The organism is Paenibacillus rhizoplanae, assembly GCF_042684125.1.
GTDB classification, from domain to species: Bacteria; Bacillota; Bacilli; order Paenibacillales; family Paenibacillaceae; genus Paenibacillus_AQ; species Paenibacillus_AQ rhizoplanae.
In genome coordinates this window covers 1-15,010 of sequence record NZ_JBHUKY010000079.1, presented here as the reverse complement: position 1 = coordinate 15,010, position 15,010 = coordinate 1, and the positions used below count along the sequence as shown (strand labels likewise).

General features: G+C 55.0%; 11 protein-coding genes. 8 read left to right on the top strand and 3 right to left on the bottom strand.

What is annotated here, in order from left to right:
• Positions 1-2: 2 nt before the first annotated feature.
• The 4 genes from ACFSX3_RS29750 (at position 3) to ACFSX3_RS29735 (ending at position 6,188) form a co-directional block, all read left to right on the top strand.
• Positions 3-836 (top strand): carbohydrate ABC transporter permease, encoded by an 834-nt coding sequence (locus ACFSX3_RS29750; protein WP_209994171.1) that lies wholly within the window; start codon positions 3-5, stop codon positions 834-836.
• 67 nt (positions 837-903) lie between these two features.
• Positions 904-1,929, top strand: coding sequence for a glycoside hydrolase family 130 protein (locus ACFSX3_RS29745; RefSeq protein WP_209994172.1), 1,026 nt, complete (start codon positions 904-906; stop codon positions 1,927-1,929).
• 121 nt (positions 1,930-2,050) lie between these two features.
• Entirely contained in the window at positions 2,051-4,120 is a 2,070-nt protein-coding gene (locus tag ACFSX3_RS29740) for a methyl-accepting chemotaxis protein (RefSeq protein ID WP_209994173.1), read from the top strand.
• Between the two features lie 250 nt (positions 4,121-4,370).
• The gene (locus tag ACFSX3_RS29735; RefSeq protein ID WP_209994174.1) at positions 4,371-6,188 is read left to right on the top strand and encodes a peptidoglycan D,D-transpeptidase FtsI family protein; all 1,818 of its coding nucleotides are present in this window, start codon (positions 4,371-4,373) and stop codon (positions 6,186-6,188) included.
• Here the strand turns inward: ACFSX3_RS29735 and ACFSX3_RS29730 are convergent.
• Positions 6,137-7,378 carry an AI-2E family transporter gene (locus ACFSX3_RS29730; protein ID WP_209994175.1) on the bottom strand — a complete coding sequence of 414 codons (1,242 nt, stop codon included), beginning with the start codon at positions 7,376-7,378 and terminating at the stop codon, positions 6,137-6,139. The genes ACFSX3_RS29735 and ACFSX3_RS29730 overlap by 52 nt on opposite strands.
• Before the next feature lie 224 nt (positions 7,379-7,602).
• Between ACFSX3_RS29730 and ACFSX3_RS29725 the strand changes: the two genes are divergently transcribed.
• On the top strand, positions 7,603-8,973 hold the full coding sequence (locus ACFSX3_RS29725) for a polysaccharide deacetylase family protein (protein ID WP_209994176.1): 1,371 nt from the start codon (positions 7,603-7,605) through the stop codon (positions 8,971-8,973).
• A gap of 377 nt (positions 8,974-9,350) precedes the next feature.
• Here the strand turns inward: ACFSX3_RS29725 and ilvD are convergent, their stop codons facing one another.
• Positions 9,351-11,036: a dihydroxy-acid dehydratase gene (ilvD, locus tag ACFSX3_RS29720; RefSeq protein WP_209994177.1), complete on the bottom strand. Its 1,686-nt coding sequence runs from the start codon at positions 11,034-11,036 to the stop codon at positions 9,351-9,353.
• A gap of 260 nt (positions 11,037-11,296) precedes the next feature.
• Positions 11,297-12,337, bottom strand: a complete 1,041-nt coding sequence (locus ACFSX3_RS29715; RefSeq protein WP_209994178.1) for an acyltransferase family protein — start codon at positions 12,335-12,337, stop codon at positions 11,297-11,299.
• A 211-nt stretch (positions 12,338-12,548) separates the two neighbouring features.
• Here ACFSX3_RS29715 and ACFSX3_RS29710 point away from each other — a divergent pair, with 211 nt between their 5' ends.
• Genes ACFSX3_RS29710 through ACFSX3_RS29700 form a run of 3 tightly spaced genes read left to right on the top strand, consistent with a single transcriptional unit; the run spans position 12,549 to position 14,897 of the window.
• Entirely contained in the window at positions 12,549-13,298 is a 750-nt protein-coding gene (locus ACFSX3_RS29710; RefSeq protein WP_209994179.1) for an alpha/beta hydrolase, read from the top strand.
• 47 nt (positions 13,299-13,345) lie between these two features.
• The gene (locus ACFSX3_RS29705; RefSeq protein WP_209994180.1) at positions 13,346-14,116 is read left to right on the top strand and encodes an HAD family hydrolase; all 771 of its coding nucleotides are present in this window, start codon (positions 13,346-13,348) and stop codon (positions 14,114-14,116) included.
• 40 nt (positions 14,117-14,156) lie between these two features.
• Positions 14,157-14,897, top strand: a complete 741-nt coding sequence (locus ACFSX3_RS29700; protein WP_209994181.1) for an NAD-dependent protein deacylase — start codon at positions 14,157-14,159, stop codon at positions 14,895-14,897.
• Positions 14,898-15,010: the final 113 nt, after the last annotated feature.

Sequence of the window (15,010 nt, the reverse complement as noted above, 5' to 3'; positions counted from 1 at the left end):
CGATGCATACCTTCAAATACAACCTGGCCGCTGTGTTTAAATATATCTCCCTGGTGCTGGGCGCGCTTATGGCATTGATGCCGATTGTGGTGGTCTTCTTTGCTTCCCTGAAAACCAATGCCGAGTATGCCTCAACCGGTCCGCTGACCCTGCCGGAGAACTGGCTGAATTTCGCCAACTATACTAAAGCCTTCGTAGACGGGAACATGCTGCTCGGCTTCATGAACACGATCATTATCGTCCTTATTTCCATTGCGGGCGCTACGCTTACCGGCTCGATGATGGCTTATATTCTGGCCCGGTTCAAATTCAGAGGCAGCAAGGCGCTGATGGGGGCTTTTCTGCTGGCTACGCTGATTCCCGGAGTAACGACGCAAGTAGCAACTTTTCAGATCATCAATGCCCTGGACTTGTTCAATACCCGCTGGGCGCCGATTCTGATGTATCTGGGGACCGATATTATCGCTGTCTATATCTTCATGCAGTTCCTGGACTCGATCTCTGAGTCACTTGACGAATCGGCAATGCTGGATGGGGCCTCCTACTGGACGATCTACTGGAGAATTATTCTTCCGCTGCTGAGTCCGGCCATTGTGACGGTGATCATCGTGAAGGGCGTTAATATCTACAATGATTTCTACACCCCGTTCCTGTATATGCCCAAAAGCAGCCTGCAGGTCGTGTCCACTGCACTGTTCAAATTCAAAGGGCCTTACGGCTCCCAGTGGGAGGTCATCTGTGCCGCGATTATGATCGCGATCATTCCGACGCTGATCGCATTCGTAGCACTGCAGAAATACATCTATAACGGCTTCGCCCAAGGGTCGGTCAAATAAAGCGGCAAGCCGGGGAGCAATACACCATCGCAGCGGCTGCTGCAACTATTATTGGAGGGATTCTATTATGAGAGAAGTAAAGCTGACTGGCAGCCAGAGTCTGCCGAATATGCCTTGGCAGGACAGACCTGCCGGGAATGACCATCCGGTCTGGAGACATAGCGATAACCCGGTGATCAAGCGCAATCCGGCTAAAGGGGTCGCACGTATCTTCAATAGCGCGGTGATCGCTTACGAGGGCAGCTTCCTGGGAGTCTTCCGCGTGGAAGATCACACGACCCGCCCCCATCTGCGGATGGGCCGCAGCGCGGATGGCCTGGATTGGGTCATTGATGAGCAGCCGATTCAATTCATAGACGAGGCAGGTAACCCGTACATGCCTCGTTACGCGTACGATCCCCGTCTGGTGAAGGTAGAGGATACGTATTACATCATCTGGTGCACAGACTTCTATGGAGCAGCGATCGGCGTTGCCAAGACACAGGACTTCAAGCACTTCGTCAGTCTGGAGAATCCGTTCCTGCCGTTCAACCGTAACGGTGTACTGTTCCCGAAGAAAATAGGCGGCAATTTCGTCATGCTCTCCCGTCCAAGCGACAGCGGACATACGCCGTTCGGTGATGTCTTCCTGAGCGAGAGTCCTGACTTCGTATACTGGGGTAAACACCGTCATGTCATGACCAAGGGCGGACAAGGCTGGTGGCAGAGCACCAAGATCGGCGGCGGACCTGCGCCCTTTGAGACCTCGGAAGGCTGGCTGATGTTCTATCATGGGGTTACAGGGACCTGTAACGGCCTTGTCTATAGCATGGGGGCTGTTATTCTGGATGCGGATGAGCCTTCGCGAGTGAAATACCGCTCCCGGAACTTCGTGCTGACACCGGAGGAATGGTATGAAGAAAGAGGTTTTGTCAACAATGTACTCTTCCCTTGTGCTGCGCTGAGTGACGCCGATACCGGACGGATTGCCATCTATTACGGGGCTGCGGACACCTATGTTGGTGTTGCCTATACCAACGTTGATGAAATCGTTAACTACGTCATTAAGACTCATGAAGAGGTTGGCGATGATGCCGGTCCCGGTAAGATCTAGGCCTGTCCGCCACCCGACGCAATTTGCTGCATACAACAAAATCACAGCCACAGAAGAGCTGATGGTATATCATGAATAGGATCATGAATATCAAGAATACATAGAATTTGGCGGTGGTTTTTTGAGCAGGTCTACAGTTCGCAGTACCTTTATTCTTTCTCGGCTGCATCCCTCCAAGTCGCTTGGGATGCGGCTCTTTCTGGTGTTTTTCATCGCGACGATGGGGATTGTGCTGTCTCTGGGGTATATTTCCTACTCTGTGGCGAGACAAACGATTGAGAACAATGCATTGTCCGCTAATCAGCAGACCGTGGAGCAGACGGCAGAGAAGCTGGATGTGATCCTGCTGCGCTATGAAGATAATCTGGGTCAGCTGTTCTACAATGAGGATATTCAGCAAGCAGTCGCACTGGGAGGCCCAGCTGCCGCAGATCCTGCGAAGCGCACAGAACTGTCCAAGATAATTAACGGGGAGCTCGATCAATGGCTCACGGCTGTACCCGGGGTGCAGGCAGTGTATCTGGTTCCGCTGAATGAAGTCTTGCCCGCAGCCGGAGCTGGTGAAGTGGACAATGATTTCCTGGCGGCGATCCGTGATGCAGCATGGTACAAGCAGTTGCAGGAGAAGCCGCAGAGCCAGTGGATTACCGAGGCGCTGAAGCAGGGAGAGGCCGCAGGAGTGGTGCGTTTCGCTAAGTCTGTAGCGGCGGAAGCGGGTCACTCTGGTTATCTGGCGGTCTGCGATATTAAGACTACAGAGCTTGACAGCCAGCTGCAAATGGTTGATCTGGGCCAGGGTTCCTATATCCAGCTGCTGACGGTCACAGATCAGCTGATCGCCTCTTCCCAGCAAGAGGATACGGACACCTATCTGCGTCTGGGCGGCACTCTGTTCAAGGGCTTAAGCGATACCTCCGGCTCTCTGCCGACCAAGGATGAGCAGGGCAAATCCATTCTTGCGGTCTACGGCACGCTGCATACCTCCGGCTGGAGGCTGCTCGGAGTGGTGCCCTCCGGCAATCTGACCAAGGATGCGGGGCGGATTCTTAACACGACCTACATAGCGGTGGCCGCCGCTGCCGCCGTAGCCGTGCTGATCGGACTCTGGATGGTACGGATGGTCTCGCGTCCGCTGTCTCGGCTGCGGGATCTGATGGTCAAGGGGGCAGCCGGGGATCTGCGCGTACGCACCGATGTAGTCACCCGTGATGAGATCGGCCAGCTGTCCGGCTCCTTCAACCTGATGATGGAGCAGATTACAGAGCTGGTCGTCCACACCAATGAGACCGCGCGTGAGGTTACGGAAGCGGCGGAAGCCCTTGGCAATGCCTCCCGCGACACGGCGGTGGCAGCGAAGGATATTGCCGCAGCCACGGAAGAGATTGCCGGCGGTGCAGGCTGTCTGTCACTGGAGGCGGACCGGGGTAACGAGATGACGGCTCAGATCTCGGAGAAGATGGAATCCGTTATTGCAGTAGCCCATGAGATTGGCGGTACTGCGCATAGCGTGGAGCAAGCCAGTGCAGAAGGGGTAGTCAAGCTGCAGGAGCTGCTAAGTAGAACACAAGAGACTGGCGACAGGACAGGCAAGCTGGTCCTTAAGGTGAATGAACTTAAGGATACCGCCTCATCGGTCATTCAGGTGCTGGAGGTCATGCAGAGCATTACCCAGCAGACCAATATCCTGTCGCTGAACGCTACTATTGAAGCGGCGCGGGCAGGGGAGGCGGGCAAGGGCTTCACGGTTGTCGCCGATGAAATCCGCCAGCTGGCGGAGCAGTCCAAGCGTTCCATTGCCGTGGTGGGCGAGATTACGGACCGGATCATGCGGGATATGCATGAGACGGTAGACGCCTTGTCCGAGGTTGCGCCGCTGTTTGGGGAGCAGATGGACTATGTTCAGAACACCAGTGAAATCTTCATTAGTGTACAGGGCCAGATGCATCAGCTGATTACCAGGCTGGATTCGGTATCTTCTTCGATTGACGGCCTGAACCACTCGCAGCAAGTCTTGTCAGAGACTATAGGCAATGTCAGCTCGTTCGCCGAAGAATCCTCGGCCGCCTCTGAAGAGGTAGCTTCCCTGACCGGAGAGCAGGAGAATGTAAGCGAATATCTGGTTACCCTCTCCAGTAAGCTGGAGAATGCCTCCTCCAGACTGCGGGAGCGATTATCCAAGTTCAACGTGTGAGCTGTTCATCAGCGCCGCCTTTCCCTGGAGGGAAGGCGGTTTTTTTATATTTTGGGGCCCCCGCAAAGTATCTGAGTCATCATCGAAGCTAATGCCCCACTTTGTGGGGTTATTTTTATATTTTGGGGCCCCCGCAAAGTATCTGAGTCATCATCGAAGCTAATGCCCCACTTTGTGGGGTTATTTTGATTCATGAGGTGGGTATAATATTAGCCATGGTTCTGCAGCCCACTTGATGGAGGAATAGCAATTGCACAAGCTGGTTCATAAACGTATATTTTGGGGATGCCTGATCCTGTGTATGCTGCTGGCAGGCCTGATGATCAGGCTGGCCTGGGTACAGCTGCTGTTGAAGGACAGCGTAGTAAGTGGCACCCGCTACACGGTGGCTCAGATGGCCGAGCTGCAAAGTGAGCGGGAGACCGTGCTGGATAGTGGAAGAGGGCGGCTGTATGCGAAGAACGGCGAGGCGCTGGCCGGAGAGACGGTCTGGACCGCTGCGCTGTTCCCGCCGGAGGAGGAGCTTCACCGGCATCCTGGGCCCGGAGAATATAACGATGACCAGCAGCTTCACCGGCTGGCGGAGATTCTTGGCGTCAGCTACAGTCAGCTGCAAGCAAGACGGCTGAGGCTGAAGGAGCCGCTGCTCTGGCCTTCCGGCCAAGGCACCGGTCCGCTGGCCCTGACTCTGCCGCAGGCCAGAGAAGTAGAGGCGCTTGCGATCGAGGGCGTCAGGGCGCTGCCTTTTGCCCGCAGATATAACGGGTCTGCCTCCGGCCGCCAGTGGCTCGGTTATCTGTCTGAAGCTTCGGGTGCTGCTATCACCCAATCCCCCACAGGGCTGAGAATTCCAAGAACCGGCACAGACGGGCTGGAGAAGACGCTGGAGCCGCTGCTGCAGGGCGTGGGGCACACGGAAGCTGTCGCCCAGGTTGATGCACGCGGCAAACGGGTTCCGGGTAGCCCGATCACCGTCAAAGCGCCGGGCAACCCCTATTATCCGCTGTCTCTACATACCACAATTGATCTGAAGCTTCAGGAGAGCATTGAGAAGCTGGCGGCGGAAGCAGGGGTGAAGGAAGGGGCGATTGTGGTCATGGACAGCCGGAGCGGTGATATCGCAGCGATGGTCTCCTTGCCGTTCTACAATCCGCAGCAGGTCTCACCTCAAGGCGGGGAATGGAACAACCGTGCTCTTCAAGCGGCCGCCCCGGGCTCCATCTTCAAAATTGTTACGGCCGCTGCCGCACTTGAAGCCGGGCTGACCACACCGGAGGAGCCCTTCTTCTGTGCAGGAGCATATGGGAAATACGGATTGTCATGTCCCCACGGCAAAGGACACGGCGCCCTTACGCTTAAGCAAGGGTTCGCCGTGTCCTGTAATACTGTATTTGCTACACTGGCCGAGCGGCTGAGCGGTGTGAAACTCCAAGCTACCGCGCTTGCCCTGGGACTGGGCCGGAGCATCGGGTGGCAGGCGGAGAACACGCTCGGTCTGCCACTGCTCCGGCCGCTTGCCGGGGAGCAGCCGGGGACCATCTTCACCACGCTCCTGCCCGATGACGGCGGGGCGAGAGTTCAGACGGCGATCGGCCAGCGCGATGTGCGGATCACTCCGCTGCAGGCGGCTAATCTGGTCGTCACGCTGCTGCATGGTGGCGAGGTGAGAGCGCCGCGGATACTGGAGCGGGTTGCTTTTGCCAATGGACAGACGCTTAAGGAGCTTCCGGGACATCTGGCGCCAGCCCCGGAGGGCCGGATCGCTCCGGCCACTGCCCGTGTGCTGCTGGGCATGATGCGCAGCGTAGTCACAGAGGGCACAGGCCGGATGCTGAAGCCTTCCGCTTGGCCGCTCGCCGGCAAATCAGGCACGGCCCAGACGCTGGTGCATGGCACGCCGCGCAATAATCAATGGTTCATCGGCTATGGTCCGGTTGACCAGCCGAAATATGCGGTGTCTGTGGCGATAGAGAATGTGGCTCCAGACAGTCCGCAGGCCGCCACCCGCCTGTTCGGTCAGGTGTTCGAGCTGTTGTCGGGGCTGGAAGGCGGATCAACTGGGGCCTGAGGGCCTGGACCGGCAGGCTCTGTATTAGACTCGGCATTCCCTGCCGGACTGCTGCTTACGGGAGCGCCTTCTGTAGAGGTTCCCGAGGCCGCGAAGGGCGAGACGACGAACTCCTCCTGCGGCAGATAGATCCACTGCTGGAGATATCCCTGCTGGAGCAGCTCCTTGAGCAGAATCAGCAGAATCGGCGACAGAATGAGTCCTGCTATCCCGAACAGGGAGGAGGACAGAATCACGAAGGAGAGCATCAGGAAGGCGGAGGAGACACCGATTGAATTCCCTGTGATTTTGGGCTCCAGCAGCTGTCTAACCACCATTACCACCGCCAGCAGAACGATGAGCCCGATAGCCAGTGACGTATTGCCGACAATGAACAGATAGATGATCCAAGGGATCAGCACCGCAGGTACGCCGAGGAGCGGCAGCAGATCGACCACGGCGCAGACCAGCGCTATGGTGAGCACATTGCCCGTCTGGAGAATCAGCAGACCCGCGAGAATAATGACGAAGGTGATGCTGATCAGGATCATCTGTGCTTTGATATAAGAACCGATAGCCTTGAATACATTGCCTTGCAGGAACGCATAGGCCGTCTTGAACGTCTTCGGCAGCTTCTCGTGGGCAATTCTGCGCCAGTCCTTAATCTCCATGCTGAGGAAAAAGGCGAGAATGATCGCAACCCCGAAATTAGCCATAAAGGAAGAGAAAGAGCCAAGCACTCCGACCATATATTTGAAGAAGGCAACCATCCACTTCGAGAGAATATTGGTGGCATCCGTGAAATAACCGTTCAGCTTATCCGTCATATCGGATGGAAGCGAATCGATTTTGTGCTGAAGATAGGTCGTAGTTTCTGCGAAATGCTGCTGGACTACGTATGTATATTTGGGCAGATTATTCTGGAGGTGAATCGCCTGGGTCGTAATTAGAAGTCCGGCACCGAACAGCACGCCCAGCAGGATGACCAGGAAGAGGACCACGGAGATCGCGGAGGCGAAGGGCTTGGCCATTCCCTTGCGGTTCAGGAAGCGGGCCAGCGGCTCAATCAGCAGAAATACAAAAAAGGACAGGAACACCGGCGCAGCCAGCTGGTACAATTTGCTGAAGCCGAGCATCACTAAATATACGGTTAGAACAAGCAGTCCAATGTCGAAAAAGGTGCGCCAATATTTTTTGTACAGCGGCAGCATAGATTTAAACGACCCCTTTATGAAGATAAATTTGTAACCGGCACTTCAACTCATTGTACACGATTTTAATAAAAAACGTCTATTTCTTTGGCAGCTGTGTTAAAATAGGAGGTAATGTTTTTTTTAAGCTGTCGCTTCTACTTACTCTACTTGGCCGTATCACTTCTATCTCTTAACAGACGTAAGGCGAGCCAAAGTCAACTCTGGAAAAGCGGTGATTGTACATGCAGACTTTGCTGCTCTGGCTATTTTATATCTCTACCTTTTATGCTTTTATTCCCGGTATGATCAGCCGTTTATTTGGTTATCGTGTCTTCCGCAAAGGAATTGGGCGTACGGATTACGGCCTGACCTTCGATGACGGGCCAGACCCGCATTATACACCGCTGCTGTTGGATTTGCTTAAGCGTTATAATGCGAAGGCGACATTCTTTGTCGTTGGCTCGCACGCGGAGCAGTATCCTGAGATTATCAAGCGGATGCATGATGAAGGGCATTTGATCGGGATTCATAATTATGTGCACAAGACGAACTGGCTGATGCGTCCCGCCACGGTGAGGAAGCAGATTGACCGGACGGGCGAGATTATCTTCTCCATTACCGGCGAACGCAGCACCTATTACCGGCCCCCTTGGGGAATCGTGAACCTGTTCGACTTCTCCAAGCGCCGTCAGGTGCAGATCGTGCTGTGGTCGGCGATGTTCGGCGACTGGAAGGAGAAGCTGGGAGCGGAAAAGCTGACCGAGAAGCTCATTGCGAAGCTCGGTCCGGGTGAGGTGCTGCTGCTGCATGACTGCGGTACGACGATGGGTGCCGATCCGAATGCACCGGAGCATATGCTGATTGCGCTGGAGCGGATGCTCGCCGAAGCCGAGCAGCGCGGACTGCGCAGCGTCCGGATTGACGAGATGATCAAGGCGGTGCAGCGCTCCCCGATCACGCATCTATCCTTCGGCAAGCGGCTGCTTGTCGGATTGTGGCTGGCGTGGGAGAAGCTCTTCCAGCTAGTGTTCCAGCTCAAGACGATCACGCCTGCCGATCCGTTCCTTCATTACCGTCTGCGTAAGTATCAGGGCAATACGGTGCTGATGGACAACGGCGAGACCTTGAGCAAAGACGACAAGGTCATTGAGCTGCACATTGACAACAGGCAATTGTTCGAGCTTGGGGTTCATTCCCGTTCTCCGGCACAGCTGGCGATCCGCATGATCCGCCGGATGGAGAAGGACCTGCCGCTGCTTGCAGTCCATATTGCTGGTGATATCGAGCTGGCCGAAGCCAAGGCGCTCTACGGCGTGAGCATGATTAACCGCGGGCCGGAGAAATTCGGCTTCATGGTGGTGGATCTGCCCAGTGGCCTGTTCGCCCGCTCGACCAAATTCTATCTCAGTGTTCTGCTGAGCGTCATCCACCCCTCAGGCGGGGCGAGGCTCAAGGTGCGCAGTGAGGTGCTGGTGCCCAAGATGATGCTGATGCCCGTGTCGCAGCTGCTGAATCAGATGAACCAGCGGCGGCCACAGAAGCATGTAGAGCGGGTACACGAAGAGGAACTGACGCTTGAAGCTGAGCTGCCTGGAGCAACGGTGGTTCATTGAAGACGAAGCATAAGCAGTTTACTGCACTTATATTTTTACAGATCTCCGCTGGCCTATATGGCTGGCGGTTTTTTAGTTTGGACACGGGAAAATCCCACCTAGGTTCCTGCACATTATGCAACATTCTCCTCCCTAAAGAGGCACCAACTCGCCATTGTTGCACAAAAGGCAGTATTCCTCTACCATTTCACTTCTTAGCGTGATCATTGCTGTAATTCATACAACATTCCCTCCAAATGCCCGCTCCACTTGAGCCTAAGGTTGTAATTTCTGCAACAAAAAACAGCAGCCCCAGCCGCATTCGCGGCTGGAACTGCTGTTACACTCACTACTTATCTCTCCCGCTCAGGATCGGGCTGAAACTGCGGCTCTAACGATTAGATCTTCAGCACGCCGCCCTTGCTTGCATTGGTAACCAGCTTGGAGTAACGGGCCAGATAACCGGTCTTCACCTTCGGCTCGAATTCTTTCCAGCCCTGACGGCGGACCGCCAGCACTTCCTCGTCAACCAGCAGCTCGATCTTGCGGTTGATCAGATCCAGCTCAATGATGTCGCCATCCTCAACAAAAGCAATCGGTCCGCCCTCAGCCGCCTCCGGCGAGATGTGGCCGATGCTGATGCCGCGGGACGCACCGGAGAACCGGCCGTCAGTGATCAGACCGACCTTGGCGCCAAGACCCATACCGACGATCTGCGAAGTCGGAGCCAGCATTTCCGGCATACCCGGTCCGCCCTTCGGACCTTCATACCGGATCACAACGACATGGCCTTCTTTGACCTTGCCGTTCGCGATGCCTTCCAGCGCCTGCTCCTGGGAGTCGAAGCAGATGGCAGGTCCTTTGTGGTAGCCGCCAACGGAAGCGTCTACGGCACCAACCTTGATGATGGAGCCTTCAGGAGCCAGATTGCCGTAGAGTACAGCCAATCCGCCTACTGGGGAATAAGGGTTGTCTATTGTATGAATAACTGACGTATCCTGAATCTCATGACCGGTGACATTCTCGGCCAGAGTCTTGCCGGTTACGGTCATGCAGTCGCCGAAGATGGCGCCCGGCTTCTTCAGTAATTCGTTCAGCACAGCGCTTACGCCGCCCGCCCGGTCTACATCTTCGATGAAGATATCGGAGGCCGGAGCCAGCTTGGCCAGGTAAGGAACCCGGTTGGCAACTTCGTTGATGCGTTCCAGCGGATAATCGATTTCGGCTTCCTGAGCCAGTGCCAGGGTATGCAGTACGGTATTGGTCGAACCGCCCATAGCCATATCAAGTGCGAAGGCATTGTCCAGCGATTCCTGGGTTACGATATCACGCGGCTTCAGGTCCAGCTTGATCAGCTCCATAAGCTGGGTTGCTGATTTGCGGACGAAGTCTCTGCGTTCTTCGGCTACGGCCAGGATCGTGCCGTTGCCCGGAAGCGCAAGGCCCATAGCTTCGGCCAGACAGTTCATGGAGTTGGCAGTGAACATGCCGGAGCATGATCCGCAGGTAGGACAGCCGAATTGTTCCAGTTCAAGCAGCTCAGCGTCATTGATCTTGCCGACCTGATGGGCGCCAACGCCTTCAAATACCGAAGTGAGGGAGAGCTTCTTGCCTTTGCTGTCTACGCCGGCCTTCATCGGCCCGCCGCTGACGAAGATGGTCGGGATGTTGACGCGCAGCGCGCCCATCATCATGCCCGGGGTGATTTTATCACAGTTGGGAATGCACACCATACCGTCGAACCAGTGCGCGGATACTACCGTTTCCAGAGAGTCGGCAATGATCTCGCGGCTTGGCAGCGAATAACGCATACCGATATGACCCATGGCAATACCGTCATCTACGCCGATCGTATTGAATTCAAACGGAACCCCGCCGGCTTCACGGATGGCTTCCTTCACGATCTTGCCGAATTCCTGAAGATGCACATGACCCGGTACAATATCGATATAGGAATTGCAGACCGCGATGAACGGTTTGCCGAAATCCTCTTCTTTAACGCCTGCTGCCCGCAGAAGGCTGCGGTGAGGAGCGCGGTCGAAGCCTTTTTTGATCATATCTGATCGCATTTTCTTGTTTGCCATGATGACTTTTCCCCCTAACAGTATTGGTGAAGCGAATATAGTGCCGCATTAACGCATTGCAATCCCGGAATATACGTACCCTGCGGTGATTGGTTAAGAACGTTAATAGAGAGTCTATCACAAAAAAACTCTTTTTTCTACCGGACAATGTGAAGTTTGTCGGGGAGTAACACATGTAAAGTCTGGGCTAATATACAGAAAGAAGCCTATTCCGTAAGGGATAGACTTCAGCCAATTGATATAGTCCGAGCAATTCTATTCTATAGAGAGCGTCTGATGGCGGCGCGCCGCAGGGAGATCATCCAATTTACCGACGGCTCCACGAGCGGGTTCAGCAGACGTTTGACCGCAGGCTGGGCGAGCAGCACCGTACATCCTACTGCACCGGCGAGCAGCAGCGCTGCTCCGGCAGGATTGCCGATATACCCATACAGGCCGGAAATCACCGCCGTGCGGACGACAAACCCATGCAGCAGAAAAACATAGAGGGTCCGGCGTCCCAGACCGGTCATGCGGCTTAATCCATAAGGCACCAGGCCCAGAAATGCCAGGGAAGCGATGAATTGCAGGCCATAGACCGCCAGCCGGAACAGACCCGCGTACCATTCATGGGCGCCAAGCTGCATATAGGTCATACTGCCATATAGCCAGCCCATGGGAAGATCAGCGCCAAGCAGACCGATAGCAACGAGCAGCAGGAGCGAAGCGGCGGCGGCAATGCTTTTGACATACCGCTGATATAGCTTCACGAAAGCCCCGAAGGAGAAATGGTACCCAATCACAAAAAAGGGCAGATATACAAAGGTGCGGCTGATGCTGAACCAGATCCCGTCCAGTTGCAGATAACCTACGGCCACCCCTGCGGTAACGGCGAAGGCCAGTTGGGCGCTGCGGGTCCAGCGGCTCATGCCCAGCATCAGCAGGCGCCAGCAGATGTGGCTGGCCAGGAACCATAGCAGCAGATAAGGAGCGAAGAAGGAATGCTGTATATTATTCACATGAAACAGGGAGGCGTCAAGTAGGGAGTATAGGCTCTGAAAAATAACATATTGCAGGGCAATCTGCAGCAGGACTTTGCGTCCTGGCGCTCCATGTAAGCTTGAACGGGCAAAGTATCCGGTCACCAGCACAAACAGCGGCATATGAAAACTGAAGATCCACTGGTAAAGAATGTGAAGTCCGCTCATTTCTTGAATCAGGGGTTCGATCGCATTGGCCGCAAAGACAGTTACAATAAGCATGAAGCGCAGATTGAGAAAAAAAGTCTCTCCGCGCGTGTCAAGCGAGCTTTCCCGGGTCATGACGTAACCTCCAATGAAATTAGGTTTGAGGGGGGTTAATACTTTAATTTTAAAATACATGATTTCCGGACAATAAATTGTGAAATACATCACAATAGTAAACGCTATCATTGGAAATGGATAGGGCCAGATGTGGCGAAGTCTTGAAGGTTGTTTGAATTCGCCGATTCCCTTATAATTTTCAGTATGCAGGAACCGGGAGTGAACACTAATGAAAAAGAATATAATCAGACGCCGTGTGCTTATTGGAGTAGTATTGATTCTGCTGGTGGCGGGGGTGTTTATATGGAGGTATCTTACCCCGTATAAGCCGGAGGCCCGGGCTGAAACCGCTCTGCTCTCTGCCGGGGGCGTCACTGTCGAGCAGAATGACAACTGGATCTCGTTCGACCCCTCGGTGGTGCTCGGCACCGCCGTAATCTTCTATCCGGGCGCATTGGTCAAGGCGGAAGCATATGCGCCGCTGGCCCGTAAAGTTGCCGCTGCCGGTCACCCGTTCTACATTGCCAGAATGCCGCTCAATCTGGCTGTAATCAAAGGGGATGCCGCCGAAGAGATTATCCGTGTGCATCCGAAGCAGTCCTTCGTCCTGGGCGGACATTCGCTCGGCGGCGTAATGGCTTCACGCTTCGCTGCGGATCATGCCGGCCAGCTGGAAGGCGTTTTTTTTCTGGCCTCGTATCCCGATGAGAAAGGCAGCCTGAAGGACACGACGCTGTCCGTCTTGTCTGTGCTTGGCACGCAGGATGAAGTCGTAGACCAGAAGAGCTATAACCAAGGGCGTTCCTATTTGCCGGGCAATACCGTATATGTGTCGGTTGAAGGCGGTAACCATGCCCAATTCGGCAGCTATGGCGTGCAAAAGGGTGACGGGATCGCTACGATTAGCGAAGAAGAACAGCAGACACGGACCGTCCGGGCGATGCTGGACTGGCTGGGGAATCTGCGCCAGAGCAAATGAACATCTAATACCTGAAGTAATATAACTTATGCGGAAGGAGTGCTTGAATGCCTGTATTGCACATCAATGAACTCACTGTTCCCGTAAGCGGCATCCTGTTCGATAAGGACGGTACGCTGCTGGATCTCCTGGCCACCTGGGGCAGTTGGGCTGAACTGGTGCTTGAAGGGCTGGGCAGCCAGCTGACTCTGATTGGCAGCAGACCCGTAACGGGAGCGGACCTGGCCACGGTGCTGGGGACTACGCATGATGCCTCCGGACGAATTACCGGATATGATCCCGCCGGTCCGCTGTCCATGGCAACGGCTGAGGAATCCACCGGGATTCTGGCCTGGCAGCTCTATACAGCGGGTGTCCCCTGGAATGAAGCGGTGACGCGCGTGAATGCCATCTCCAAGGAGGCCATGAATGAGCTTCGCCGCCGCCGTACCGCAGTGCCAATGCCGGGACTGCTGCCATTCCTGGAGCAGTGTGCCGCAGCCTCGCTGAAGCTTGGCGTTGTAACCTCTGACAATCTGTCCGCCACCCGTGAGCATCTGGAATGGCTTGGCATCTCCGGCTACTTCGGGGCGGTGGTTACCCGCGACCGGGTGAAGTACGGCAAGCCTGCACCGGAGATGGCCGAGAAGGCCTGCCAGGAGCTGGAGTTGCGGCCCGAAGACACAGTGATTATCGGTGACAGCAATGCAGATATGCAGCTGGGCCGGGGGGCGGGACTGCGACTTGCGGTCGGGATCTCACTGGACGGAAGGGCAGACCATTTGCTGGATGCGGATATTGTGGTATCCGGCTATCCGGCGCTCCGCTTAACGATCTGAATGCATTACGAATGAGGTACAGAGAGGACAGGTGTAGATCATGGAACAATTACAGCTACTGGCTTCCTGGATTCAAAAAAGCAATAATATCGTCTTTTTCGGCGGTGCCGGAACATCGACGGAGAGCGGTATCCCGGACTTCCGTTCGGCAGCCGGTCTGTACCAGACACAGCACAACTCTCCTTATCCGCCTGAGGTCATGCTCAGCCGCAGCTTTTTTATGTCCTCGCCGGACATTTTTTTTGATTTCTACCGCAGTAAGATGATTCATCCCGGAGCGAAGCCGAACGGGGCCCACCGTCTGCTTGCGGAGCTGGAAGAGAGCGGCAAGCTGAAGGCGGTCATTACGCAAAATATCGACGGTCTTCATCAGATTGCCGGTAGCCGCCGGGTACTGGAGCTGCACGGCTCTATCCACCGCAATCACTGTATGGGGTGCCAGCGCTATTACGGCCTGGAGGAATGGCTGGAGCAGGAAGGCTCTGTACCGCGCTGTGAGGACTGCGGGGGCATCATCAAGCCGGATGTGGTGCTCTATGAGGAAGCGCTCGATCATGAAGTGCTAATTGAAGCTGTGGATGCCATTACAGCGGCGGATCTGCTGATCATTGGCGGTACCTCGCTTACCGTTCAGCCTGCCGCGAGCCTGGTTACTTACTTCAGGGGGCGGCATACTGTGCTGCTTAACGGCGAGCCTACCCCGTATGACGATCAGGCAGATCTGATTATTACAGAGCGGATCGGAGAGGTGCTGGGTCGAGTGCAGAGACTGCTGGGCTAACGCCCAGTCTTTTTTTTCTACGGTTGATTATCTCTCTAACTATCCTGAAATCGGGTAATAACAGGTAAGACCTAACTTGGAGGAATCATCATGAAACCACAAAAGAGAGGCTT

Bases quoted from the DNA above. Each gene is read 5' to 3' on its own strand.
- ACFSX3_RS29750 (WP_209994171.1), top strand. From the start codon at position 3: ATGCATACCTTCAAATACAACCTGGCCGCTGTGTTTAAATATATCTCC.
- ACFSX3_RS29745 (WP_209994172.1), top strand. From the start codon at position 904: ATGAGAGAAGTAAAGCTGACTGGCAGCCAGAGTCTGCCGAATATGCCT.
- ACFSX3_RS29730 (WP_209994175.1), bottom strand. From the start codon at position 7,378: ATGCTGCCGCTGTACAAAAAATATTGGCGCACCTTTTTCGACATTGGA.
- ACFSX3_RS29725 (WP_209994176.1), top strand. From the start codon at position 7,603: ATGCAGACTTTGCTGCTCTGGCTATTTTATATCTCTACCTTTTATGCT.
- ilvD (WP_209994177.1), bottom strand. From the start codon at position 11,036: ATGGCAAACAAGAAAATGCGATCAGATATGATCAAAAAAGGCTTCGAC.
- ACFSX3_RS29715 (WP_209994178.1), bottom strand. From the start codon at position 12,337: ATGACCCGGGAAAGCTCGCTTGACACGCGCGGAGAGACTTTTTTTCTC.
- ACFSX3_RS29710 (WP_209994179.1), top strand. From the start codon at position 12,549: ATGAAAAAGAATATAATCAGACGCCGTGTGCTTATTGGAGTAGTATTG.
- ACFSX3_RS29705 (WP_209994180.1), top strand. From the start codon at position 13,346: ATGCCTGTATTGCACATCAATGAACTCACTGTTCCCGTAAGCGGCATC.
- ACFSX3_RS29700 (WP_209994181.1), top strand. From the start codon at position 14,157: ATGGAACAATTACAGCTACTGGCTTCCTGGATTCAAAAAAGCAATAAT.